This is a genomic window from Nitrosospira sp. TNL300, assembly GCF_055385915.1.
In genome coordinates this window covers 3,030,720-3,053,829 of sequence record NZ_AP041005.1, presented here as the reverse complement: position 1 = coordinate 3,053,829, position 23,110 = coordinate 3,030,720, and the positions used below count along the sequence as shown (strand labels likewise).

The 23,110-nt window shown below is 54.6% G+C and carries 24 protein-coding genes; 9 read left to right on the top strand and 15 right to left on the bottom strand.

Annotated features, from left to right (window positions below):
* Nucleotides 1–12 precede the first annotated feature (12 nt).
* Together prmC and grxD are read left to right on the top strand one after the other, a co-directional pair.
* Nucleotides 13–870, top strand: a complete 858-nt coding sequence (gene prmC, locus ACZ5BW_RS14030) for a peptide chain release factor N(5)-glutamine methyltransferase (protein WP_464541021.1) — start codon at nucleotides 13–15, stop codon at nucleotides 868–870.
* Between the two features lie 79 nt (nucleotides 871–949).
* The gene (gene grxD / locus ACZ5BW_RS14025; protein WP_464541019.1) at nucleotides 950–1,270 is read left to right on the top strand and encodes a Grx4 family monothiol glutaredoxin; all 321 of its coding nucleotides are present in this window, start codon (nucleotides 950–952) and stop codon (nucleotides 1,268–1,270) included.
* Between the two features lie 145 nt (nucleotides 1,271–1,415).
* On the opposite strand, the gene ACZ5BW_RS14020 is transcribed toward grxD, so the two are convergent.
* Nucleotides 1,416–1,838 (bottom strand): YqaA family protein, encoded by a 423-nt coding sequence (locus tag ACZ5BW_RS14020; protein ID WP_464541017.1) that lies wholly within the window; start codon nucleotides 1,836–1,838, stop codon nucleotides 1,416–1,418.
* 423 nt (nucleotides 1,839–2,261) lie between these two features.
* Nucleotides 2,262–3,371 (bottom strand): RNA-guided endonuclease InsQ/TnpB family protein, encoded by a 1,110-nt coding sequence (locus ACZ5BW_RS14015; protein ID WP_464541015.1) that lies wholly within the window; start codon nucleotides 3,369–3,371, stop codon nucleotides 2,262–2,264.
* A 153-nt stretch (nucleotides 3,372–3,524) separates the two neighbouring features.
* Between ACZ5BW_RS14015 and ACZ5BW_RS14010 the strand changes: the two genes are divergently transcribed.
* Nucleotides 3,525–4,223 (top strand): SOS response-associated peptidase, encoded by a 699-nt coding sequence (locus tag ACZ5BW_RS14010; protein WP_464541013.1) that lies wholly within the window; start codon nucleotides 3,525–3,527, stop codon nucleotides 4,221–4,223.
* 318 nt (nucleotides 4,224–4,541) lie between these two features.
* Here ACZ5BW_RS14010 and ACZ5BW_RS14005 read toward each other — a convergent pair whose 3' ends face one another.
* Together ACZ5BW_RS14005 and ACZ5BW_RS14000 are read right to left on the bottom strand one after the other, a co-directional pair.
* The gene (locus tag ACZ5BW_RS14005; RefSeq protein ID WP_464541011.1) at nucleotides 4,542–4,949 is read right to left on the bottom strand and encodes a type II toxin-antitoxin system VapC family toxin; all 408 of its coding nucleotides are present in this window, start codon (nucleotides 4,947–4,949) and stop codon (nucleotides 4,542–4,544) included.
* Nucleotides 4,946–5,188, bottom strand: a complete 243-nt coding sequence (locus ACZ5BW_RS14000) for a type II toxin-antitoxin system Phd/YefM family antitoxin (RefSeq protein ID WP_464541009.1) — start codon at nucleotides 5,186–5,188, stop codon at nucleotides 4,946–4,948. Before ACZ5BW_RS14000 ends, ACZ5BW_RS14005 begins: the two co-directional genes overlap by 4 nt.
* Before the next feature lie 299 nt (nucleotides 5,189–5,487).
* Between ACZ5BW_RS14000 and ACZ5BW_RS13995 the strand changes: the two genes are divergently transcribed.
* Complete coding sequence (locus ACZ5BW_RS13995) at nucleotides 5,488–6,231, top strand: 4-aminobenzoate synthase (protein ID WP_464541007.1); 744 nt, start codon at nucleotides 5,488–5,490, stop codon at nucleotides 6,229–6,231.
* A gap of 177 nt (nucleotides 6,232–6,408) precedes the next feature.
* On the opposite strand, the gene ACZ5BW_RS13990 is transcribed toward ACZ5BW_RS13995, so the two are convergent.
* Nucleotides 6,409–7,350, bottom strand: a complete 942-nt coding sequence (locus ACZ5BW_RS13990) for a LysR family transcriptional regulator (protein ID WP_464574174.1) — start codon at nucleotides 7,348–7,350, stop codon at nucleotides 6,409–6,411.
* A gap of 140 nt (nucleotides 7,351–7,490) precedes the next feature.
* Between ACZ5BW_RS13990 and metE the strand changes: the two genes are divergently transcribed.
* A complete protein-coding gene (metE, locus tag ACZ5BW_RS13985) occupies nucleotides 7,491–9,923 on the top strand; it encodes a 5-methyltetrahydropteroyltriglutamate--homocysteine S-methyltransferase (protein ID WP_464541003.1) in 2,433 nt (810 codons plus the stop codon).
* Here the strand turns inward: metE and ACZ5BW_RS13980 are convergent.
* The 3 genes from ACZ5BW_RS13980 to ACZ5BW_RS13970 form a co-directional block, all read right to left on the bottom strand.
* Nucleotides 9,910–12,573 carry a [protein-PII] uridylyltransferase gene (locus ACZ5BW_RS13980; protein WP_464541001.1) on the bottom strand — a complete coding sequence of 888 codons (2,664 nt, stop codon included), beginning with the start codon at nucleotides 12,571–12,573 and terminating at the stop codon, nucleotides 9,910–9,912. The two genes, metE and ACZ5BW_RS13980, sit on opposite strands and share 14 nt — an antisense overlap.
* A 5-nt stretch (nucleotides 12,574–12,578) precedes the next feature.
* Entirely contained in the window at nucleotides 12,579–13,424 is an 846-nt protein-coding gene (map, locus tag ACZ5BW_RS13975; protein ID WP_464543721.1) for a type I methionyl aminopeptidase, read from the bottom strand.
* A 171-nt stretch (nucleotides 13,425–13,595) separates the two neighbouring features.
* Entirely contained in the window at nucleotides 13,596–14,240 is a 645-nt protein-coding gene (locus tag ACZ5BW_RS13970; RefSeq protein ID WP_464540999.1) for an SPOR domain-containing protein, read from the bottom strand.
* Between the two features lie 104 nt (nucleotides 14,241–14,344).
* Between ACZ5BW_RS13970 and ACZ5BW_RS13965 the strand changes: the two genes are divergently transcribed.
* Entirely contained in the window at nucleotides 14,345–15,004 is a 660-nt protein-coding gene (locus tag ACZ5BW_RS13965) for a c-type cytochrome (RefSeq protein ID WP_464540997.1), read from the top strand.
* A 267-nt stretch (nucleotides 15,005–15,271) separates the two neighbouring features.
* Here ACZ5BW_RS13965 and hemL read toward each other — a convergent pair whose 3' ends face one another.
* Genes hemL through thiD form a run of 3 tightly spaced genes read right to left on the bottom strand, consistent with a single transcriptional unit; the run spans nucleotide 15,272 to nucleotide 18,055 of the window.
* Nucleotides 15,272–16,552 (bottom strand): glutamate-1-semialdehyde 2,1-aminomutase, encoded by a 1,281-nt coding sequence (hemL, locus tag ACZ5BW_RS13960; RefSeq protein ID WP_464543720.1) that lies wholly within the window; start codon nucleotides 16,550–16,552, stop codon nucleotides 15,272–15,274.
* Nucleotides 16,549–17,253 (bottom strand): thiamine phosphate synthase, encoded by a 705-nt coding sequence (thiE, locus tag ACZ5BW_RS13955; RefSeq protein WP_464540995.1) that lies wholly within the window; start codon nucleotides 17,251–17,253, stop codon nucleotides 16,549–16,551. The genes hemL and thiE overlap by 4 nt, the downstream gene beginning before the upstream one ends.
* Nucleotides 17,216–18,055: a bifunctional hydroxymethylpyrimidine kinase/phosphomethylpyrimidine kinase gene (thiD, locus tag ACZ5BW_RS13950; RefSeq protein WP_464540993.1), complete on the bottom strand. Its 840-nt coding sequence runs from the start codon at nucleotides 18,053–18,055 to the stop codon at nucleotides 17,216–17,218. The genes thiE and thiD overlap by 38 nt, the downstream gene beginning before the upstream one ends.
* Nucleotides 18,056–18,103: 48 nt before the next feature.
* Here thiD and ACZ5BW_RS13945 point away from each other — a divergent pair, with 48 nt between their 5' ends.
* From ACZ5BW_RS13945 to ACZ5BW_RS13935, 3 genes are all read left to right on the top strand, one after another.
* On the top strand, nucleotides 18,104–18,301 hold the full coding sequence (locus tag ACZ5BW_RS13945; protein ID WP_464540991.1) for a rubredoxin: 198 nt from the start codon (nucleotides 18,104–18,106) through the stop codon (nucleotides 18,299–18,301).
* Nucleotides 18,302–18,691: a lactoylglutathione lyase gene (gloA, locus tag ACZ5BW_RS13940; protein ID WP_464540989.1), complete on the top strand. Its 390-nt coding sequence runs from the start codon at nucleotides 18,302–18,304 to the stop codon at nucleotides 18,689–18,691.
* A 199-nt stretch (nucleotides 18,692–18,890) separates the two neighbouring features.
* Entirely contained in the window at nucleotides 18,891–19,286 is a 396-nt protein-coding gene (locus ACZ5BW_RS13935; RefSeq protein ID WP_464540987.1) for a hypothetical protein, read from the top strand.
* Nucleotides 19,287–19,339: 53 nt separating this feature from the next.
* On the opposite strand, the gene ACZ5BW_RS13930 is transcribed toward ACZ5BW_RS13935, so the two are convergent.
* The 4 genes from ACZ5BW_RS13930 to ACZ5BW_RS13915 form a co-directional block, all read right to left on the bottom strand.
* Nucleotides 19,340–19,630, bottom strand: a complete 291-nt coding sequence (locus ACZ5BW_RS13930) for a hypothetical protein (protein ID WP_464540985.1) — start codon at nucleotides 19,628–19,630, stop codon at nucleotides 19,340–19,342.
* 141 nt (nucleotides 19,631–19,771) lie between these two features.
* Nucleotides 19,772–21,010, bottom strand: a complete 1,239-nt coding sequence (locus tag ACZ5BW_RS13925) for a mechanosensitive ion channel family protein (RefSeq protein WP_464540983.1) — start codon at nucleotides 21,008–21,010, stop codon at nucleotides 19,772–19,774.
* 146 nt (nucleotides 21,011–21,156) lie between these two features.
* On the bottom strand, nucleotides 21,157–21,750 hold the full coding sequence (locus ACZ5BW_RS13920; RefSeq protein ID WP_464540981.1) for a phospholipase D family nuclease: 594 nt from the start codon (nucleotides 21,748–21,750) through the stop codon (nucleotides 21,157–21,159).
* Nucleotides 21,747–23,012, bottom strand: a complete 1,266-nt coding sequence (locus ACZ5BW_RS13915; RefSeq protein WP_464543719.1) for an RsmB/NOP family class I SAM-dependent RNA methyltransferase — start codon at nucleotides 23,010–23,012, stop codon at nucleotides 21,747–21,749. The genes ACZ5BW_RS13920 and ACZ5BW_RS13915 overlap by 4 nt, the downstream gene beginning before the upstream one ends.
* Nucleotides 23,013–23,110 lie beyond the last annotated feature (98 nt).

Sequence of the window (23,110 nt, the reverse complement as noted above, 5' to 3'; positions counted from 1 at the left end):
TTCCCCGTTCCGGTGTCGTCCATCACAATTTTTGAAGCGCTGGGGCAAGTCCGCCGGAACGTTGCCGATATCGACGCGCGGATGCTGTTGCAGTACGTCCTCAACGTAAATCATGCCTACCTTCTTGCGCATCCCGAGCAGAAACTGACCGCCGAGCAGACGCAAGCGTTTTACCTGCTGACAGACAGGCGCGCCCTGGGCGAACCGGTTGCTTATCTGACGGGCACGCGTGAGTTCTACAGTCTGGAGTTCAACGTCACGCCTGCGGTACTCGTTCCTCGACCCGAAACCGAATTATTGATCGATCTCGCGCTGGCGCGGATTCCTCCGCATCACCCGTGCAGGATTCTTGATTTAGGGACGGGCAGCGGCGCTATCGCGCTGACCCTGGCCAGGCATCGTCCGCTGGCAGAGGTTACCGCAGTCGATGTTTCAGCCGCCGCGGTCGCCGTTGCCAACGCCAACGCCGCGCGATTCAAGCTGAATAATGTGCGCGTTATGGAGGCAGACTGGTTTGAGGGGGTGGCCGGAGAAAGTTTCGATCTGATCGTATCCAATCCGCCTTATGTAGCGAGGGACGATCCTCATCTGGCCCAGGGCGATCTGCGCTTCGAGCCGCAGATCGCACTCATGGCCCAGGGAGAAGGTCTTGACTGCATCCGGTTGATTATTGCTTCCGCTCCCGTTCATCTGGCGCCCGAAGGCTCACTGCTGCTGGAGCACGGTTACGATCAGGCGGAAGCTTGCAGACGCCTCCTGAGCGAAGCAGGCTTCAGGGAGGTGTTCTCCCATCCCGATCTCGCTGGAATAATGCGGGTAAGCGGTGGATGGTTTAGGAGTTTCCCGAGAGAAGCTGCTAAAATGCAATAATAATCGAAGAATTGCCTGCCCTTGGAAGGCTTTCCTCGATAATCCGATTTGCAGAGCTAACGTTTTTGAGGAGTCAGATATGGATATGCAGGAAATCATCAAGCAACAAGTCACCACGCATCCCGTGGTGCTCTACATGAAAGGTTCGCCGGCAGCCCCACAGTGCGGTTTTTCGGCCCACGCAGTAAAAGTCCTCAACGCTTGCGGCGTGGATGATCTTTTCGCAGTGGATGTGCTCGCAGAACCGGAATTTCGCCAGGGCATCAAGGATTACTCAAACTGGCCTACCATCCCGCAGCTCTATGTTAACGGAGAGTTTGTCGGAGGCTCGGATATTGTTTCCGAAATGTACCAGAGCGGTGAGCTGCAGAAGCTGCTGGAAAGTGCCGAAGCAAAATAAATCCAGACAAATTGATCCGAGTGATTGATATCGACGAGGGGAACGCTGGCCAATGGCGGCCCCCTGAGCCCATCGATGGTGCTTGTGCCTCATGAAGCGGGACTGAAGCGACTGTATATTTCGTCCATAGTCGTCCATAGATTATCTATAGGCTGATCGCAGCGGCGATGGCCCAGTACCGGGCAAACTTTCCTACGGCCATGAACAGCATGGTCGATATCCAGTTAATCCGAAGCCATCCTGCTGCCACGCATAGCACATCCCCAATGACAGGCACCCAGGCGAGCAGCAGGACCGGGCTGCCATATTTGCGCACCCAGATCAAACCCCGCGTGCTCCCCCCCAATCTTTTAAGCAGTGACTTCTCATCGGGCAGCAAGAGGCCTATCGCATAGGAACTCATGCCCCCCATGGTGTTGCCGACTGAAGCAAGCCCTAGAGCAGGCCAGTAAAGCTCGGGGTAAGCTGTCAGCACGCCAAATAGTACTGCTTCAGAGCCGCCCGGAAGTAACGTGGCAGCAAGAAAGCTGCTGGTAAACAGCGCCAGCAGGCTCGATTGCTCATCCATGGCAATCCTGCTTGAGAAAGTAAAGCCGCGTTTCAGCTAAGAAAAGCGTTGAATAAAATCTTCAGCCCGATAAAAGGCTTGCAAAGTGAAGGCGCGCGGCCTGAGTGAAAGGCGCGAAATCCTGGAAATCCTGATTACGACTCCTGCACCTGATAGCTCATCAGGATTGTACCAGCAACGAGCCCTTGGCGGCCATTCGGAAGCTCGCCCGAGGGTACGCTCAGGGGTAACCGGGAAGAGGCGTTACCAGGGATAAACACCCAGGAACAGGCGGTCCCGCAGGAATGGGATGCAGCAGGGGCAGGTGTGGCATTAGGAGCGGAGATTGAAGCCCTATGAAGACGGGGCAGGGGAGGTCATGAACCCAAGGGGCAGAATGTTTGCCAAGGGGTGCGGCCTGATGCAATGTAAACAACCCCCACCCTAAAGGAGGGAGCTTTTAACTGCACCGAGGACACTTCGATGCGAAAACGATTCAGGCACGTTTACAGGTACCCTACCCGCGATGTTGCGGGCGGCATTCAGGTCGGCATTGCAACTATGTCCGCAGACCTGACACCGGAACTCGGATTGAGTTTTTCTGTTGGATTTGGAGACATGCCTACACTCCGAGCAAGTTCTGCTTGTGTTGCGCGGATCAACTGTTTCAACCGTCACTCCAGCACATTTTGCTTTGTATTCCACAAAATCGCGAAGCTGGCCGAAACCCCAGTTGTGCAACCGGTCCCTTTGCTCTTTATTGGCCTTAACACGGCTGCGGATATGTGTCAAATCTTCGAGCGCGATACCCATGCCGTAGCGTTCAGCAGTGGAAACGATAGCTTTAGAGATGCAATGGTTCTGATGTTTCTGGAATCTTTGTTGCTTGCCGCTCATGTGGCGAAGGCGACGCTTTGCTGCACGAGAACCAACACGCTGCAATTCTGCCCGTCGCTTTGCATATCTGGCCCGGTAAGCCTCGACTCCCGCTCCAGAGTACTGATTGCCCACGCTATCAGATGCGATGTTGACGATCCCCATATCAATGCCAAGCATCCCATCTGGTGTAAGCAGGCCAGGATCATCGAAGTCGCATACAGCGCAGATGTACCACTTGCTACGCACGAACATAAGATCAACTTCGCCCTTGCGGTGCGCAAGCAATCTTCGCTGATGCTCCCCGCAGGCAAAGGAAATCTTCTCTCTGCCAGCGAGGAGCCAAATCGAGACCATATCGCCGCCAACAAACCTGAATATGCGGTCATCGTACGGTTGAGCGGAATGCTTGCGAAATGTGCGCACCTTCTCCTGGTCAATCTTGTACGCATCAGCAACTTTTGCGATGCAGCGCACAGCAACCTGAGCAGACAGACTGAAGCGAGCGCGAAGCTCGGCATAAAACGCTTTGTGCATGTCGTACTGGCGGAATACGCCTTGCTCAAATGCGGATTGCGAAAGCCAGTTGCATGCTTCATTACAACGCTCAAGCGTATTTTTCAAAGCGGATTCCTGCTCTGAAGAGGGCGTAAGTTTGAGGTTGGCAACAAGCTTCACGTTTCAAGTATAGAGAAAAACAAGATGGCTTACAATACAGGAGGAGCGAGAAAAGGAGCAGCTTACGCTGCCGCGCTATCCCTCCCCGGCATAAATGCCGAAGTCTCTCGCGCAATGGGATGAAAAAAGTGTAATCTGGAAGGATAGCTGAAAATGTGTGGACGCTACGGCTTGAATCACCCTGATCCTGTATTGTCAGACTGGTACCGCGCTTCATTCATACCGGAACTGAAGCCCCGCTATAACATTGCGCCCACCATGGAAATACTCGCCATACGCGATACTGACAGTGGCCGCATGGGTTCCATGATGCGCTGGGGCCTCATTCCCTACTGGATCAAGGATATGAAGAAGCTGCCGGTATTGAATAACGCCAGGGCAGAGACGGTGGCCGAAAAACCTACGTTCAGGCAGTCCTTCCGCCAGCGGCGTTGCCTGATCCCCGCTTCCGGGTTCTTCGAATGGAAAACGGAGGGCAGGCGCAAACAGCCGTATTTTATATCGAGCCGGGACGGCGCACCATTCTCATTTGCCGGCATATGGGAAACCTGGGACAGCGGCACAGGAGAGACGAAAGAGAGCTGTGCCATCATCACGGCAGAGTGCAATGCGCTGATGCAGCCGATTCATGATCGGATGCCGGTCATCCTTTCACAGGAGGTCTGGGATATATGGCTTGACCCGGACCTGAGGAGGGATGAGATTCTGCTATCCCTGCTCAAGCCCTTTGATGCTGACAGGATGCAAGCATGGCCTGTAACACCGGCAGTGGGTAAGGTGGTGAATCAGGGGGAGGAACTGTTTCGTCCGTTGATTTCAGAACAAGAGGGAGGGTTTTTTGACATGAATTAAATCTGAAAACGTCAGATCACAGAATTCGAGTATTAATAAGACGCACATGCTCTGGGAAAACATTGGCAGCAATGATGGATCAAAAAGTAGCTTTCGGTGGTCTGGCGATAGTCTTGGCTCAGTTATCTACCAATCTGGGAGCGGCTTTGGGAAAGAGCCTCTTTCCGCTGGTGGACCCGAGGGGGTTGCAGCGCTCAGGACGGGTATTTCGGCTTTGATCCTGCTGGCGATATCACGGCCCTGGAGGATTGCCCTGACGAAACGGCAAACCACTCCGATCAAATCACGATTCGATCAATCTCGTTTAGGGAAACTTGATCATAGCAAGGTGACGCCAAGTGCACCGCCGGCAACACGCAGTTCTTGATCGAGCGTGGCCAAGGGCAAATCGAGGCGTTGGGCCAGCTCCAGATAGGCTGCGTCATAGAAGGTGAGTCGGTAGCGTTCGGCAAGCAAGGCAGTTGCTGTCCATGCTTGGCTTGCAGTTTCAGGATCGAGATTAACTGGGAGATCACGGAGAAAGCCAGCCAGCTGATGACGGCGGGTCGCGTCAAGCCGACCCCGCCGCTCGGCCATGGCCAGACCATTAAGAATTTCCAGGGGCCACAACGACGGGGCCATTGCACCGGTTTCAACGATCTGATCCAGCAAATCAAGGATAGCGGAAGTATGCTCATCCTCGAAACACCATGATAGAGCTACTGAGCTATCAAGAACAAAGCTCACAGACGACCTGCATTGATGAGATCCTTGATCTTGAGGCCGTTCAGTGTAACTCCGCGGCTGGCATCCAGCAAACCACGGGCCACTTGACGAGCTTTCGCACGATTAAAGCCAGGTTCAGCGGGAACCAGTCTCGCTACGGCTTTGCCATGTCGAGTGATAAGAATTTCCTCGCCATTTTCGACCCAGTCAAGCAGGGTACCCAGTTTGTTCTTGGCTTCGAAAGCTCCAATTTCGCGCATTACAACTCCTTATAAGCTGGACTATATCTAGCTTATATTATAAATGTTTCTCAAAAATTCATACCGATCATTTTTGCTTTATGAATGATAACGACAGGACTGGAAACCTTAACCAAGCATCACGCCCGATGCTGGGTATGGGTATTACGCTCTTTTTGACGCAAAAGACGGTAAAAATTGAAGGATTTCAGTACGAGAAAATGAACCGAATTTGACTTACGCGCGTTATTTGTAGATGATATGCAAACCGATTACTCCGGAAATTCTCTGAATTACCATCTCTGCTTTAGAGGAAAAACATGACAACTCACTCATCTTTCAAGCAAAAGGTCGATTCCATCATTGATGCGAATCATTTGTTGAAGCATCCTTTTTATCAGGCCTGGACGGCAGGCAAGCTCACCAAGGAGCAGTTGCGCGGTTATGCCGAACAATATTTTCACAATGTGCTGGCCGAGCCGACCTATCTGAGCGCTGTACATTTCAATACGCCGCATTTTCATAGCGAAGACAATAGCGGCGACATCAGTGTGCGCCAGGAAGTGCTCAACAACCTCATCAGCGAAGAGCATGGTGACAAGAACCATCCGGCCCTGTGGAAGAATTTCGCCCTGGCTCTGGGTTCGAGCGACAAGGACCTTGCGCAGGCCTCTGCCCTGCCCGGAACAGCACGGCTGGTTTCCACCTTCCGCGACATCTGCCTGAACCAGCCGTTCTATGCAGGTCTTGCCGCGTTGCACGCCTTTGAATCGCAGGTGCCGTCCATCGCTTCGGTAAAAATTGATGGACTGGAGAGATACTACGGAATGAGCGATCCTTCAAGCTACGAGTTCTTCAGCGTTCACGAGGAAGCGGATGTATATCATTCCCAGGCTGAATGGATGTTGATCGAGCGGTTTGCGGACACCCCCGAGAAGCAGGTCGAGGTGCTCGCCGCGACCATGCGCGCATGCGAGGCGCTGTGGGGATTCCTGGACGGCGTTTATGAGAAGTATTGCGCCGATCTCGCTTGCGAAGAAGAGGAGCCGGTCACGCTGCACTGAGGAAATTCCAGGGAAACCTCGTCTGGCAGGTCCTTCATCATCCGAAGGACCTGCCAGTTTACTGATAAAGCCCAAGCACTTGCTTATACCCGCCTGTCTATCCCCTTTATCTTCTTTATACTTCTTCTCTGCTTCTTCTCCACAACTGTTTCTCCCGACTTGGTTCCCATCTGTTACCTATTGCTCCGCCGGCTCCAGGGGAATGATTCCATCCAGCGTTGCAAAGCACGTATTCCTTGCAGTAACTAGAAAATCGCGCAGATAGGGCCGTGTGGCCGTTTCCGCCAGCGTTGACGCGTATAAGTCGCTCCACAGTCCCTGTGAACCGATCCGTCGCGCGGTCACATAATCATGCTCTACATAGTTTTTAAGGCCCCAACTGGGCAGCGCCGCAACACCCCGCCGACTGGCGACAAGTTGCAGGATTGCCACCGTAAGCTCGGCTGTGCGCCGCTCGGGTTGAACGTCTGCCGGTCTTAGCACGTTGCGGATAAGATCGATACGTTCTTCCGGCACGGGATAGGTAATCAGCGTTTCGCCGGCAAAGTCGCGTGCATGCAGGATTTTCTTCGCGCGTAGCGGGTGTTCCGGCGCCAGCACTGCAAGAATTTCGAAGCGAAAGAGCGAGTGGTGAACGATGCCGCGCCGCTCGACCTGCTCCGATCCGATCACCACATCCGCGCCGCCTTCTTCCAGAAGCTGGATGGGATCGCTGTGAAACCCCGAAACCAGATCGAGTTCGACCTCCGGCCAGTTCTGGCGGAAGGCGTCCATCAGTGGCATCAGCCAGTCGAAGCAGGTATGGCACTCCAGCACGATGCGTAAGCTACCCGAGGCATGCTCCGACATTTTGGCAAGATTTCGTTCGGTAGCCTGTATTTCCTCAAGTACCTTGCGCGCCAATGCGACCAGATGCTTTCCCGCTTCGGTGAGTTCGATGCTTTGCCCCTGGCGGCGCATTATCGGTAAGCCGTAATGGTTCTGCAACACTTTGATCTGGTGCGACAAGGCCGATTGGGTCAGATGCACGCGTTTTGCCGCACGTGAGACGCTGCCTGTTTCATCCAGGGCTGCGAGGGTGCGTAGGTGTCGGAGTTCGAGCAGAGAGAGGGAAGTCATCGTCACGTATAGGTTATGAATTATATTCATTGATATTTTATAATATTTCATTTGATTCATAACTAAGTCTGCCACAAAATTGTCAGTAACTCCACAGAACTCCAATTGAAGTGGGACCGAACGATCGAGGAGAATGACCAATGGCACTGACACATAACCTGGGGTTTCCGCGCATTGGCGCGCAACGGGAACTGAAACGCGCACTTGAAGCATACTGGCGCGGCGATATCGATGATGAGCAACTCAAAACCACGGCAGCGGAATTGCGGAAGCAGCACTGGCTTTTACAGCGGGAACAGGGTATTGACCTCATTCCCGCGGGCGATTTCGCCCTTTATGACCAGATGCTGAACATGACTGCACTGCTGGGTGCAATACCTGAACGCTTCGGAGCAGGGAAGGGTGAAACGGAGCTTGACTTGTACTTCGCCATGGCGCGCGGCACTGCCGATCAGCCTGCGATGGAGATGACCAAGTGGTTCGACACCAACTATCATTACATCGTCCCGGAATTCGATCCGCACACCTGCTTTCGTATAGGTTCCGAGCAACTCTTCAGGGAAGTTGCCGAAGCGCAGGCGCTCGGCATCAAGCCTAAGGCCGTGTTGATCGGGCCGTTGACCTACCTGTATCTTGGAAAAGAGGTTGCCCGGCAGGATGCACAGGAATTCAGCCGCCTGGATTTGTTACCACAACTGCTACCGGTATATCGCGATATTCTCGCCCGGCTTGCATCGCTTGGCGTGGAGTGGGTACAGCTCGACGAGCCGGTGCTGGCCCTCGGCCTGGATGAAGACTGGCTGCGGGGTCTGGATCACGCCTATGCTGAATTGCGCGAACAGACAAACTCCCACTCAAAGGGACAGGGGGGACATGGGCCAGAAATTGCGACGGAACCTGATGACCCGCAGGAAGTTGCCCGGCTTCCTAAAATTCTTTTAGCAACTTATTTCGATGGTGTGAGCAATCATGCAATGAGATTGAAGAGGCTGCCCGTGGAGGGCCTGCATATCGATTTGTGCCGGGCGCCTGGTCAACTCGGTGTTTTTCTGGAGGATTACCCAGCCGGAAAAGTGCTGTCCCTGGGCATTATCGATGGGCGTAACATCTGGCGGGCAGATCTCGCCCACGCCTTCTCCGTTTTGTCGCACGCCCAATCCCTCCTCGGGGAGAGGCTCTGGATTGCCCCCAGTTGCTCCCTTCTGCATTGTCCGGTGGATCTGGAACTGGAGAACAATCTAGAGGCTGAAATAAGAAACTGGCTGGCATTCTCGGTACAGAAATTAAAAGAAATCTCTATCCTGGGGCGAGGGCTGAATCAGGGTGAGCAGTCGATACGCCAGCAGCTGGATGCCTCCGCCGCGGCGAGACGGGCTCGGCGGGAGTCATCGCGCATTCACAATCCGGTGGTGCAGGACCGTTTGAATCGACTGACTGAACAGGATGGCCGGCGCAAGAGCCCGTTCAAGATCAGGCAGAAACTGCAACGGCAGCGGCTGCAACTTCCGCTTTTGCCTACTACAACCATTGGGTCATTTCCTCAGACAGCGGAGATACGCAAAGCGCGTGCGGCTTTCAGGAAAGGAGAACTCGGCAATTTGCAATATCTTGAAGCGATGCGCGACGAGATACGGCTGGCGATCAGAAAGCAGGAAGAAATCGGGCTCGATGTGCTGGTGCATGGCGAGGCCGAGCGCAACGATATGGTCGAGTATTTTGGCGAGCAGTTGTGGGGTTATGTCTTCACGGAGAATGGATGGGTGCAAAGCTACGGCTCGCGCTGCGTGAAACCGCCCATTCTATATGGAGATATTTACCGTCCCGAGCCCATGACGCTCGACTGGATTCGGTATGCGCAAAGCCAGACCGGAAAGCCGGTCAAGGGAATGCTGACCGGTCCCGTCACCATGCTGATGTGGTCGTTCGTGCGTGATGACCAGCCGCGCTCTGCCACCGCGCTGCAGCTCGCCTTTGCCATTCGGGACGAGGTTGTGGATCTGGAGAAGGCGGGAATTGCGATTATCCAGATCGACGAGCCCGCTTTTCGGGAAGGCCTGCCATTAAAAAAATGTGATTGGAACGCATACCTGGAATGGGCGGTGCATGCCTTCCGTGTCGCCAGCTCGGGTGTAAGGGATGATAGCCAGATACACACCCATATGTGCTACTCGGAATTCAATGATATCCTTCCCGCCATTGCCGATATGGATGCAGATGTAATCACGATTGAGACGTCGCGTTCACGCATGGAGCTGCTGGACGGGTTCGGCCTATTCAAATATCCCAACGAGATCGGGCCGGGCGTCTATGACATACACTCCCCACGGATTCCTCGCGCGCGGGAGATGCTGGAGTTGCTGGAGAAAGCCTGCCAGGTGATCGATCCCGACCAGCTATGGGTCAATCCCGATTGCGGGCTGAAGACGCGGGGATGGGGGGAAGTCATGACCGCCTTGAAGCAAATGGTGGAAGCCGCACACCTGTTACGGGCACGTCTCGGATATTCCGAAGCCGAGTTGCAACCTGAGACATCCGAATCCGATAAGGAACCGGCGCGGATCAGCGCGGGGTAATCCGGTTTTCGGCAGAAGGCTTTTCGGGCGCTTTTTCGGATCCCTCCGGTTGCGGTGACGTGTGCAGCACCTTTATCAGGTTTGCTTCGAGCTGGATCACCGACCTGGAGTCGCTCAAAATGCCTCCTGTAATCAGGAAGATATCTTCGGCACGCTCGCCCAATGTGTTTATCCTGGCGCTATGGACGTTCAATCCAAACTGCACGAGCACTTGCGCAATGCGCGAGAGCAACCCAGGCTGATCGCCCGCCGTGATGGACAGCACATAATAGGCGCCGCTGTCGTCTGGCTCGATGCTGACTTGCGGCGTGATCGGAAAATGCCTGAGGTGGCGGCTTAGGCGCCCTTTCACGGGGGTCGCCAGTAAAGCCTGCTGCTCCAATTGTTGTGTCAGCTCCTGCTCAATGAACTGAAACTCCCGCGGATCATGGTTTGCCACATTGAAGGGGTCCAGTACCAGAAAGCTGTCGAGCGCGTACCCCTCGCGGGTCGTGTGGATTTTTGCCTGGACGATATTGTAGTCGATACGGTCGAAAAAACCGCAGATGCGGGCAAACAGGTCCTTCTGGTCGGCCGTATAAACCAGTACCTCTACCCCTGCCCCGGTTTCAGCAGTGCGTGTTTTGACTATCGGTGTCGGGGACTTCATCCTCTGGCTCAGGTGCTGGGTGTGCCAGGCAATTTCCCGGGGATCGTGCATCATCAGATAGCTGGAATCGAGCCCCGACCAGAACCGCTCGTAGGCGCGCATCGCTCCATCATCTGGATGTAGCAGTTGCAGCACCTTGTTTTTCCGGTTTTCCAGCGAAATGTCGGTGGGCGCCGTTTCGCCGCAAAGATACTGCCGGGTGCGGTGAAACAGATCCTCCAGCAGCTTGCTTTTCCATGCGTTCCATACCTTGGGGCTGGTGCCCCGGATATCCGCAACCGTGAGCAGGTAAAGCGCGATGAGATGGCGTTCATCCCGCATACTTGTGGCGAAGTCCGCAATGACGTCCGTATCCGCTATGTCTTTTTTTTGTGCCGTGGCGGACATGCGTAAATGATTTTCCACCAGCCAGACGACCAGTTCGGTATCTTCCGCAGGTATTCGGTGCCGTTCACAGAAGCGCCTTGCATCGGCCATGCCGAGCAAGGAATGGTCCCCTTGCCGACCTTTAGCAATGTCGTGGAACAATCCGGCAAGATAGAGTAATTCAGGCTGCTCGAATTCATTGATGAGTCTGCTGCAGAGCGGATATTCATAGGCGAATTCGGGCGCTATGAAGCGGCGCAGATTTCGCACGACCATCAGGATGTGCTCATCCACTGTATATACGTGGAAGAGATCATGTTGCATCTGGCCGACAATTCGGCCAAAAGCAGGAATGTAGCGCCCCAGAATGCCGTAGCGGTTCATCAACCGGAGTTCGCGTGTCAGTCCGCGAGGTTGACGCAGTATTTCCATGAACATGGCGCAATGATGCGGGTCGCGGCGAAATGAAGCCGTAATGAGCGGTGCCGAACGCCACATTGCCCTCAACGTTGCGGCGCTTCTGCCTTTGAGGTCAGGATACTGTTGCAGTAGCAGAACACTTTCCAGGATCGCGCCGGGATTTCGCTCAAAAATATCCTCGTCGCGTATCTCCAGCAGGTCGCCGCGCTTCTGAAACCGCTCATTGATGATCGTCGTCACTGCCTCCTCGTCCGGAAAAATTTCCGCATGCAGGGTAAGCAGCAAAATGGTATTGACCTGTGTCACCGATCTCGCGGCGCGGTAGTACCGTTGCATCAGCATCTCTCCGGGGCGGCGCGGCGGCTTCCCAGCGATGCCAAGTTCTTCGGCCAGGGAATTCTGGTAATCGAATAACAGGCGGTCTTCGCGTCTGCCACCGAGGTAGTGCAACCGGATGCGGAGGTCTTGCAGCACAGCCTGCTGACGCTGGATGAGTCTGGCCTCGCGGCGGGTGATGAAGCCTTTTTTCGCCAGCTCCGACCAGGTCTTTCCGAATCCGGCGGCACGGCTGATCCACAGTACGTTTTGCAGATCGCGCAGTCCGCCTGGGCCCTCTTTTATGTTCGGCTCGAGCTTGTAGGGCGCGTCCTGGTATCGCTTATGACGCTGCTGCTGTTCGAACTGCTTGTCGACGAAGAATTTCCGGGGTGCGATCATGGCTTCCATCACCTGCAGGAACCGATCGAACAGATGGGGGTTGCCGACAAGAGGGCGGGCTTCAAGCAGGCTGGTTTGCACGGTAATGTCGTTGGCTGCCTCTTCGGCACATTCCGTGACAGTGCGCACGCTGTGGCCGATATCCAGGCCGACATCCCACAGCAATCCTACCCAGCGCTCCAGTCGCGTTTCGAGTTCACTGTCCATTGCCTCGCCAGCGCTCCCCTTGTCCGGAAGCAATACCACCAGATCGATATCGGAATAGGGAAAAAGCTGTCTTCGGCCGTACCCGCCCACGGCCAGCAGGGCGATAGAGCCGGGCATGTTCATTTCATGCCATACCTGGCGGAGAATGCCGTCTACCAGGCGACTGTGATCCCGCAGCAGGGCTGCGCCGTTTCTGTTCTCGTGGTAGCGGCGCTGCAACGACTCGCGGCCGCTCAGCAGCTTCTGCCTGACCGCTTCGTGGCTGAAAGGTTTTGCATTCAGCCCCTTCATTGTCCTCAGGAAGGAAGGACGGGCTTTAGCGGCGTGCCGCCCGACTGTGTCAACACTTCGTATCCTGTTTCCGTGACGAGCACAGTATGTTCCCATTGCGCCGACAGACTGTGATCCTTTGTGACAACGGTCCAGCCATCGGCCAATTGGCGAATCTGGGGCTTGCCGGCGTTGATCATCGGCTCGACGGTGAAGATCATTCCAGCTTTGAGTTCGAGCCCTGTGCCGGCGCGGCCGTAGTGAAGCACCTGTGGTTCTTCATGGAATTTTGCCCCGATTCCATGACCACAGAATTCCCTCACCACGCTGTATCCATGTTCTTCCGCATACTGCTGAATGGCGTGGCCGATATCCCCCAAACGTTTTCCGGGTTTGATGATTTCAATGCCCTGCCACATTGCTTCATAGGTTACCTTGCACAGGCGCTTCGCCTGAATGCCGGGTTCGCCGACGAGATACATCCGGCTGGTATCACCGTGATACCCGTTTTTGATGACGGTTACATCGATGTTGACGATATCCCCTGATTTGAGTCTCTTATGCCCCGGTACACCATGACAAACCTGATGGTTGACCGAGGTGCAGATGGATTTCGGGTAAGGCGAATAGCCGGGAGGGGCATAATTGAGAGGCGCAGGAATGGTATCCTGCACATTCACCATGTAATCGTGGCACAGCTTGTCAAGCTCATCGGTCGTCACTCCAGGCTTAACAAACGGCGTGATGTAATCCAGCACTTCCGATGCAAGTCTGCCCGCTACCCGCATTTTCTCTATTTCATCAGGGGATTTGAGATGCAGCGTCATACAGATTCCAAAGCCATGAGCCGATAAATGTGAATGAAAAGTTATATGATGAGGATAGGAATATCTTATTGCAAGACTTGCTGATCCGCAGCAAGGTCAGAAAAACTGCAGCGGAAGAATACTTCCCTGAAAATCACACATCCATGAGCATGACAGGAGGGAGAAGCAGGCGGAGCGGGAAAAGAGCATTCTGGTTCAGGAGTTTTTCCAAGCTCTTTATTGCGCCGTCGTGTTCGCCTTGCCCTGCGTTCCTGCACTTGGCTCGCAAGTGGTCCTGGTGATACGGCTATTCGGAAATTCCGCCTTTAACTTTTCCAGTTGCCCTTCCAGATCCGGCGAGGAGTTCTCCGCGACGAATTTGACCTGCTCGACATTCCTTGCCCCGATAATAGCGGATACGACCCGTTTATTCCTCAGGGCTGCCAGAAAAGCGCGGGCGTCTTCGATTTTTTCAAAAAATCCCAGCGAAATCGCATTATTCCACTTGCTGTCACCTTCCACGATCTGGTAGGTGGTAATATCGCGCCGCTTGAGCTCTCCTATCTTTTGCTCCGCATGTTTTTTATTTGTGAGCGGGGGAATGTGCACCCAATAGTAGGGCACCAGGCCCATGGTCCGGGATTTCAATTTGCCATCGAGATTATGCCGGGAAATGGCTGCTTCGACATGGACCACATCCGGTTTGGCAAAGGCTTCCCATTCCAGGCAAATAGATGGGGGTGGCGGGGCGGCCTCTGATGAAGGTCCGGTTTTCGCTTGAAGCTCTGCCGGGAGGGGAGTCCTGCTTTCGTCCGGTTCAAGCTGGATATATAACGCGAAAGCGAGATTGATAAACAACAATAGAAAAAATAATGCTCTCATTACGGATAATGTCATTGTTATTGTTATTGTTGTTGTTATACGGCCTTTGCCTTAAAATGGGTAGTCAAATCAAAATACCAATTACTTTCTTCGGAGTCCCAGGAATGCAAGGCATCAAGCTAATTTCGATGATTATCGCATCGGCTGCATTGGCCCTGTCTAGCCACGTTTTTGCGGAAGCGCCTCAGCCTGTCAAAACGGCAGGAGATGCGGCTAAAGGTCAGGAAATCGCCACCCAGGTTTGCATCGCCTGCCATGGCGCGAGTGGCACCAGTATGATTCCTGAAAATCCGAATCTCGCTGGACAGCATGCCGAGTATATCATCAAGCAGCTCAATAATTTCAAGTCGCAGGACGGCAAGCCGGCAGAGCGCGAAAGCGCGGTGATGTCAGCCATGGTTGCGCCGCTTTCCGACGAGGATGTAAGGAATCTCGCAGCTTATTACGCCAAGCAGAAACCCCAGGCCGGGGTGGCTAACAACAAGGAACTCGCCGAGGAAGGGGAAAAAATATACCGGGGCGGAAATCTTGAAACCGGTGTTCCCGCTTGCTCCAGTTGCCATTCCCCCAATGGCGCCGGCATTCCTCCTGTTTATCCCCGGCTCGCCGGCCAGCATGCACAGTATTCTCTTGCCCAATTGCGCGCCTTCCGGACAGAACAGCGGGCAAACGATGCGAACAAGGTTATGCACGTGATCGCAACGCGGATGAGCGAAAAAGAAATGCAGGCGGTGTCCGAGTTTATTTCGGGTCTGCGCAAGTAATAAAAGTCAGGGGATTCCGAAGTTATCGCGAAGTTATCACAGAGGCGATGTTGATAAAGTCGGGATGACTGGGATGACTATAAGGCGCAGGATGCCGTCAGCAGGAGGCAGTCCGTCCGCGTGATCGGAGTTCGGCAAGACCGCCGCGGAGAGGGAGCGGGGCAGAATGCGGTCCAACCCCAGCAGTCAAGCCTAAGCCTGTGTTCGCAGGGCAGTATCTTCAGAGGAAGATACTGCCTCGCTATCAGCGGCAACTGCCCGCTGTTTTTATTTCCGCGCGAAGATTTGTTCAGCAGTGGCTAGCGTCTTGCTGATTTCAGCATCACCGTGTGCCGCGGAAACAAATCCGGCTTCAAATGCTGACGGGGCGAAATAAATACCTTTCTCGAGCATGGCGTGGAAGAATCCATTGAAAGCATCGCGGTTGCAGCTCATCACTTCAGCGTAACTTTCCGGTAGCGTTTCCCGGAAATAAAGCCCGAACATGCCCCCTACCGCCTGTGCACAGAAAACCACGCCATGTTTCCTGGCGGCTGTGGCCAGCCCTTCGGTGAGTGCGCGGGTACGGGCGGTCAGTCTGTCGTAGAATCCCGGTGCCTGCACCAGCTTCAATGTAGCGAGGCCGGCAGCGACCGCGACCGGGTTTCCCGAAAGCGTACCCGCCTGGTAGACAGCCCCCACTGGCGCGAGGCATTGCATGATTTCTCGCCGGCCTCCAAATGCAGCCATTGGCATACCGCCGCCGATCACTTTGCCCAGCGTGGTGAGATCGGGTTTTATTCCGTAAAGCCCTTGGGCACACTCAAGTCCGACGCGAAAGCCTGTCATCACCTCATCGAAGATCAGCACGCTGCCGTGGCGCGTGCACAATTCGCGCAAACCCGGCAGAAAGCCGGGGCGAGGTGCGATAAGATTCATATTGCCCGCCACGGGCTCGACGATGACGGCCGCGATTTCGGCGCCGAACTGACCGAAAGCCTGTTCAACACCGGCGAGATCGTTGTAATCGAGCACAACCGTGCTGGAAGCCGTTTCAGCGGGAACACCCGCGGAACTTGGATGACCGAAAGTAAGGGCGCCGGAGCCAGCCTTCACCAGCAGGGCGTCGTCATGGCCGTGATAGCAGCCTTCAAACTTGATGATGCGATTCCGACCGGTATAACCCCGCGCAAGCCGGATGGCGCTCATGGTGGCTTCGGTCCCGGAGCTTACCAGCCTCACTTGCTCAATAGAGGGCACCAGTCGACACAGCAGTTCCGCTATCTCCAGTTCCGCCTCGGTGGGCGCCCCAAAAGTCAGACCGTTTTTTGCTGCCGCATAGACCGCATCAATCACTTCCGGATGGGCATGCCCCAGAATCAGAGGTCCCCAGGAGCCAACGTAATCTATGTAGGACTTGTCATCCGCATCCCATACATAGGCCCCCTCACCCTTTCTGAAAAAAACCGGCGTACCGCCCACCGATTTGAAGGCGCGAACCGGCGAGTTGACGCCACCGGGAATGAATTTTTGCGACTGCTCGAACAATTGCTGGTTACGTGACATTATTGGCTGGTCCTTGACAAGGAGGGATGAAACGGCTGACGCTTGAATAACCCGGAAAACTTGCCGGCCTCGGACCGGATATCTCGTGCCCCAAACAGAGCGTTGCTGACCGCTACAGCATCCGCACCGGCGTTGATCAACTCCAGGGCATTATCGCTATTGATGCCGCCTATAGCGACAATGGGAATCCTGATTTCAAGATTTCCCTGCTGTAGCAGGTCAATGGAAGCAGGCACGGTATCGAGCTTTGTGACGGAAGTAAAAAAAGCTCCGAAAGCAACGTAATCCGCTCCATTGCACTCGGCTTCGATGGCAGACTCGAGTTCGTTGTAGCAGGAAATCCCGATGATCTTTTCGTGGCCCAGCTTAAGCCGGGCTTGAGAAATGGGTGCATCTTCCCGTCCCAGATGCACGCCATCCGCCCCAACCTCGAGCGCAAGATCGACATGATCGTTGATGAGGAGGGGAACCTCATACTCGCGGCAGAGATGGGAGAGCGCGCGCGCCTGTTCCCGGCGCAGCTCCTCATTCATCGTTTTGCTGCGGTATTGAACCAGTCGCGTACCTCCGGCAAGCGCGTTCCGTGTCATCGCAACCAGACTCGCTGTATCTCCTGTATCTGGCGTGATCGCATATAGACCGGTTATTTCTCGCCGCGGGGCAGCGCTACATCGCCTGATTTCGATCCTCGACACTGTTCTCATCACGCGCCCAGAATAGCCTGTCTGGCAGATGTTGTCCCATTCCAGGCCTGAACCCGGCTTTCAGTGACTGCCAGGTGTATTCCTGCGCTTCATATATGCCCTCTGCAATAGGCAATCCATTGGCAAGCGTGGCGGCGATAGCAGAGGCGAGTGTGCAGCCTGATCCATGATAGGAGCCAGCCAGGCGATTCCACGCATCCGTGCGCACGATGCCGGTAGTTCCGTACAGGGTGTTCACCACCTGCGAAGTGTTTTCATGGGTTCCGGTAACGAATACATATTCACATCCCAGACGCAATAGTCGGGCTGCGCACTGGTGCAAATCCGGCATATCGGACTCATCCTCATAATCCTGCGCCAGCCGCCGCGCTTCGAGGCTGTTGGGCGTGATGATGGTTGCCTGCGGCAGCAGCAATTCCCGCAAGGCAGCGACCATTTCCTCATTGGCGAGTTCATCGCCACGGCCCGACGCAAGCACAGGGTCCAGCACGACCGGAATGTTGGGATAATCCGAAACCACTTCGGCAATCGCTGCAATAATTTCCACACTGCCCAGCAAACCCATTTTAAACACATGCACGGGCATGTCCTCAAGAACTGCGCGTGCCTGATCCGTCACCCATTCTGCGTCCAGCGCCATTACATCATCTACCCCGGCCGTATCCTGCACCGTCACGGCAGTGACGACCGAAAGGGGATGACATCCCATGCTGGCCAGAGTGAGAATATCAGCCTGAATACCGGCGCCCCCGGTAGAGTCGCTGGCAGCAAAAGAAAGTACGATGGGGGGTGGCTGAGACATGAACTAATACCGTAAAATGATATTTTAACCCAAATACCTTTACTCATCATGACTACCACCGAAACGACCGAAGCGCGTGTCTACCGTTGCTATATGTGCCTGATTTGCGGCTATGTATATGACGAGGCCGAAGGGTCTCCGCAGGAAGGTATTCCGCCCGGAACAAGGTGGGAGGATGTTCCGATGAACTGGACCTGTCCCGAATGTTCAGCGCGTAAGGAAGATTTTGAGATGGTGGAAATCTGAATGCGCATACTTCATACCATGCTGCGCGTGGGCGATCTGGAAAAGTCGATTGCCTTTTATACCGAAGTGCTGGGAATGAAAGTGCTGCGCCGGAAAGATTATCCCGAGGGCAGGTTTACCCTCGCATTTGTCGGTTATCAGGATGAGGCTGAGGGAACGGTATTGGAGCTCACCCACAACTGGGATACCAGCAAATATGATCTGGGCACCGGTTACGGGCATATTGCGATCGAAGTCGATAACGCCTACCAGGCGTGTGAGGAAGTGAAGAAACGGGGCGGCAAGGTTACACGCGAGGCAGGCCCGATGAAGCACGGCGTCACCGTGATCGCTTTCGTGGAAGATCCTGACGGCTACAAGATCGAGTTCATCCAGAAAAAAACCGCGTAAAGCCACGCTCCATATGGATGAGCCAGATAACTCTGCCACGGAAGCCGTTAAGTCAAATAATATTCCTGCTCGACTGCTGATTTCCGTTACGCGGCGTCTTTTCATCGCACTGGTTATTCTTTATGGCATCTCATTGACCGCTGCTGCCCTATTGAGGGAGTCCATCTATATAGTGCCGCTGCTCGTATTCGCCAGTGGCGTGATTGGCGGATTTGTCGGTCTGCAACGCCGCCTGAAAGATTTGACTTTGTTCGATCTGGAGTTAATAGCGGAATCCTGGGTTTACACCGCTCTTTCTCCCCTGGTTGGGGGTGTATTGGCTTTTTTGCTTTTTATACTTTTTCTTTCCGGTTTGCTGTCTGGCGATCTATTTCCCGTTTTTCTGCCTGACAGCAATTCATCCTCCGAAAGCTTCCTGTCGATTTTCGAGCAACATGGAGAAGGACACAAAGAATATGCAAAACTGATATTCTGGTCTTTTATCGCAGGCTTTTCCGAGCATTTTGTTACAGACGTGATCAGCAGGTTTGAAGGAGCAGCGGTGAAAAGCTTGCCTTTAGCGGGCCAAGAAGAGTCAAAGCGAATTCAACGCTAAGACACCCCTGTAGATCACATCGTCTGCCAGCATCGTCATATGCTCCAATAAAATCAGCGTTCGTTATCCTGACGATCCTGCCAGTTGAGATAGAGGACAGCTATCGTAATGATGGCCAGAGGCAGGAGTACGTACAGGCCGAGCGCAAAGCCTGCTCCGTCTCCATGATGAGGAGGCGGACTGCTGATGATCTTGTAGCCATGCGCTGTTCCAACCAGGAGAGCGAGAACCAGACCCGCCATGCGGCGGTTTGCGATCAGCCTCCGGCCCGACAGTTCGTTCAACATGTGGGCCGCGTAATAGCCAAGGAAATAGATAACGATATAAAAAACCAAGGCGCCCATAACAGTTCGGATATCACTGATTTTCTTCCGGACAATATTACCATCCGCGCCAGGAATCCGGATAATTCCCCAACTTGACGGCAGGGTGGAGGCAGAAGCTATAAACGGAATGCTGTGGCTGAAGTGGCTGAAAGCCTTCAGTTAACGCTTGATTCCGTTTTCTCCGAATGTCTGCCAGATATCGAGGTTGATGTCGGACCGCAGCGCGGGCAGATTCTTCTCCGCTTCTTCCACCCACGCGACGAGTTCCAGAACGATCCCGCCATCGACGAATTCCTTGAGATACACTGCGGGCGCAGGATCGGCCAATATCTGCTGGCGCCTCTTTGCCGCTTCCGACATGATCTTCATCGCGGCTTCGATCGGGCTGTCGTAGCTGACCCGCATCGGAAAGACAAGGCGCAATCGGCGATCGGAGTAGGGATGGTTGATGACAGCCGAAGTAATGAAAACATCATTGGGAATGAGGATATTGGTGCCTTCTTCGCTCTTGAGTACCACATACCGCGTGGTGAGCGAAGTCACCTCGCCTTTGCGGTTATCCACGGTGACTATATCGCCGAGATGGAGGGAGTGGTCCAGCAGGATGATAAACCCGCTGATGTAGTTGCTCGCGATTTTTTGCAGCCCCAGTCCGAGCCCGACGCCGAGTGCGCCCCCAAACACGGACAGAAACGTAATGTCCACGCCGATCATGGGCAGCGCAACCAACACGCCGATGACGATCAGAATGGTGCGGCTGATCTTCGACAGAATGACACGCTGGTTGATGTTCAGCGCTCTCGCCATCATGATGCGCGTTTCAACCGAACTGGCAAGCGATGCGGCCACGAGCATGCTGACGGTGAACGCAATGAAACCCTGCGCGATCAGCAATATCGAAATGCGCTGCTTGCCGACATGCAGTGAAATGTCATCGAGAAGGGCCAGAATTTCGGGTAAAAGCCCTGTGATATAAAGCGCGAATCCTATCCACACCGCCCAGCCGATGAATCGTTCCCACGGGCGCAGCCACTCCTGGCGGCGAAACACCTTGCGCAGCATGTAGACCGCAGCCCGGATCAGGACGAGCGCGAACAGAATCGGGATAATGATATTGAGCAGGTGCGCCGGATACCAATACTCCAGTGCCCACTTGCCGACGACAGTAAAGATCAGCGCAAAAGATGGAAACAGGAGCCGGCTCAGGCTGCGTGCGCTGATGGTTAACTTCCCGCCGGCGGTGACACGCGCCGGAGCGCGCCGCATGAACTGTCTTTGCAACAACCACGCTATTCCCATGCTTGCAGTCAGCACAGCAAGCTGCCACAGGACGGGGATTTGCTGCGCATGGACAAGCAGTTTGTTCAGCAGGCTCTGGAATTCAATGTCGAAGTGCATCCGTTGAAACAGGAAGATGGACGGTGCCGAAAATGGATGGGCAAATGGATGGGTGGGTGCCGGATTCTAGCACGCGTAGATTACTTTCCCCTCATGCTGTGTTTCGGTTCAGCGAAGCACATGTTCGCATGCCTGAACCACTTGAATCAGCGGTAAGGCCGCGCATGTTTGAAATGCTCCAGCCAGTTTTCCAGGTAAAGGTCCACCAGGGCGGAATTTCCGCGCATCACGAGCACGTTTTCCGCATTCTTGTGCTGCGCCGCATGGGTGAAATTGAAGCTGCCGGTAATCAGTGTAGCCTGCGCGCTGCCTGCATCGATCAGCATCACCTTGTTGTGAGCACTGCTATGATTCGAGTCCATGAATACCGGCACACCTTGTGACGCCATTCTTGCAATCAGACTGGTTGGAATTTTTTCGGTCTGCTCCCTGTCCGCAATGACTTTCACGTCCACTCCGCGATGCCTGGCTTCGATTAAAGCATCGGCGATTCTGCGATGGGTAAAACTGAAAGCCTGGACCAGAACCTGGGTACGGGCGCCATCGATGGCATCCGCAATCAGTTTCCCCGCATCCTGCCCCGGCGTGAAAGCAACCTGCACGGTACCGGAAGCGGACAGGACTGGGGGCGGCTTGCGATAGGAAGGCGGCTCAAACGCTGCGGCAGAGGTTGCCAGAAGTATGGCAAGGCAGCCGGCCAGATATTGCTTCATGGAGGAGCTACGGTCCGATGACATCATGTTTGAGCCTTTCCTGATTCCAGCGCGGCGGCAAAAAAACCATCTGTACCATGCAGCCTGGGCTGGAGTTGCATAAACACACCGGTGTCGAGCGGAATTTTTTGCTGGTGCAACAACTCGGCGCAATTCAGCAGGCTGAAGCGAGGGTTATTCGCAATAAAATTCTCGACGATTTCCCGGTTTTCTTCCGGTAAGAAACTGCAAGTGGCATAAACCAGTCTGCCACCCGGTTTAAGCAGGTTGCTGGCAGATGAGAGAATAGCGGCTTGCTTGCGCTTGAGTTCTTCCAGGCTTTGCGGCGACTGGCGCCATTTCAGATCCGGGTTTCGCCGCAGGGTTCCGAGCCCGCTGCAAGGCGCATCCACCAGCGCCCGATCAATTTTTCCCGCCAGCCGTTTCACCTTTATGTCGTTTTCATTCGCGATAAGCTGAGGGTGGAGGTTTGATAAGCCGGAGCGCTTGAGGCGGGGTTTGAGATTGTTCAGCCGCTTTTCCGAATTATCGAAAGCATAGATGCGCCCTTGCGAACACATCAGCGCACCCAGCATCAGCGACTTTCCTCCCGCTCCCGCACAGAAATCCACTACCATGTCCCGGCGTTTGGGCGCAAGCAGATAACCCAGCAACTGGCTGCTTTCATCCTGGACTTCGATCTTGCCGCTCATGAACACTTCATGCCGGTTGATCGCGGGCTTCCCGGTGAGGCGGATGCCGATCGGGGAGTAGGGCGTCGGCGCTCCTTCGATTCCATCTTTTCCCAACAGCTCGATGACTTCCTCGCGCGTCGCAAGCTGCGTATTGACACGCAGGTCGAGGGGCGCGGGTGCTTGCAGCGAGCGGCCCAGGTCAAGGATAGCGCCATCGTCCATGAATTCCCGCAGTTTTTCCAACAACCACTCCGGAAATTCGGCCTGGACGTCAAGTGGCTGCGATTCCAGCGGCACGGCTTTCATTTCCGCAAGCCGTTTTGCTTCTGTTTCACTCACCAGGGGCGCCAGCTCGCGCAAGTTCATTCCCGAGAATTTCGCCAGATAAGCCAGCAGGAGCGAGCGGGGTGTGGCAATTTCCACGACGCGTTCCAGAAAAAAACGGTGGCGCAGAATACCGAACACGGTTTCAGCGATGAACGCGCGATCGTTCACGCCAAGTTTCCGATTGTCCTGGAAAAAATGCCGCAGTAACGAATCGGCCGGATGTTGCAGTGGAAGCACGGCGCGCAGTGCAGCGGTTGCCATGTCGAGATGGGCAGGGGTAAGACGCATTGTCATCAATTATCGATACTGCTCGGGGGAAGCCCAAAGCGGGCACAAAGCGGGCATAAAGTAGCCCCAGGACAGGCAGGCACAAAAGAGGTATCTGG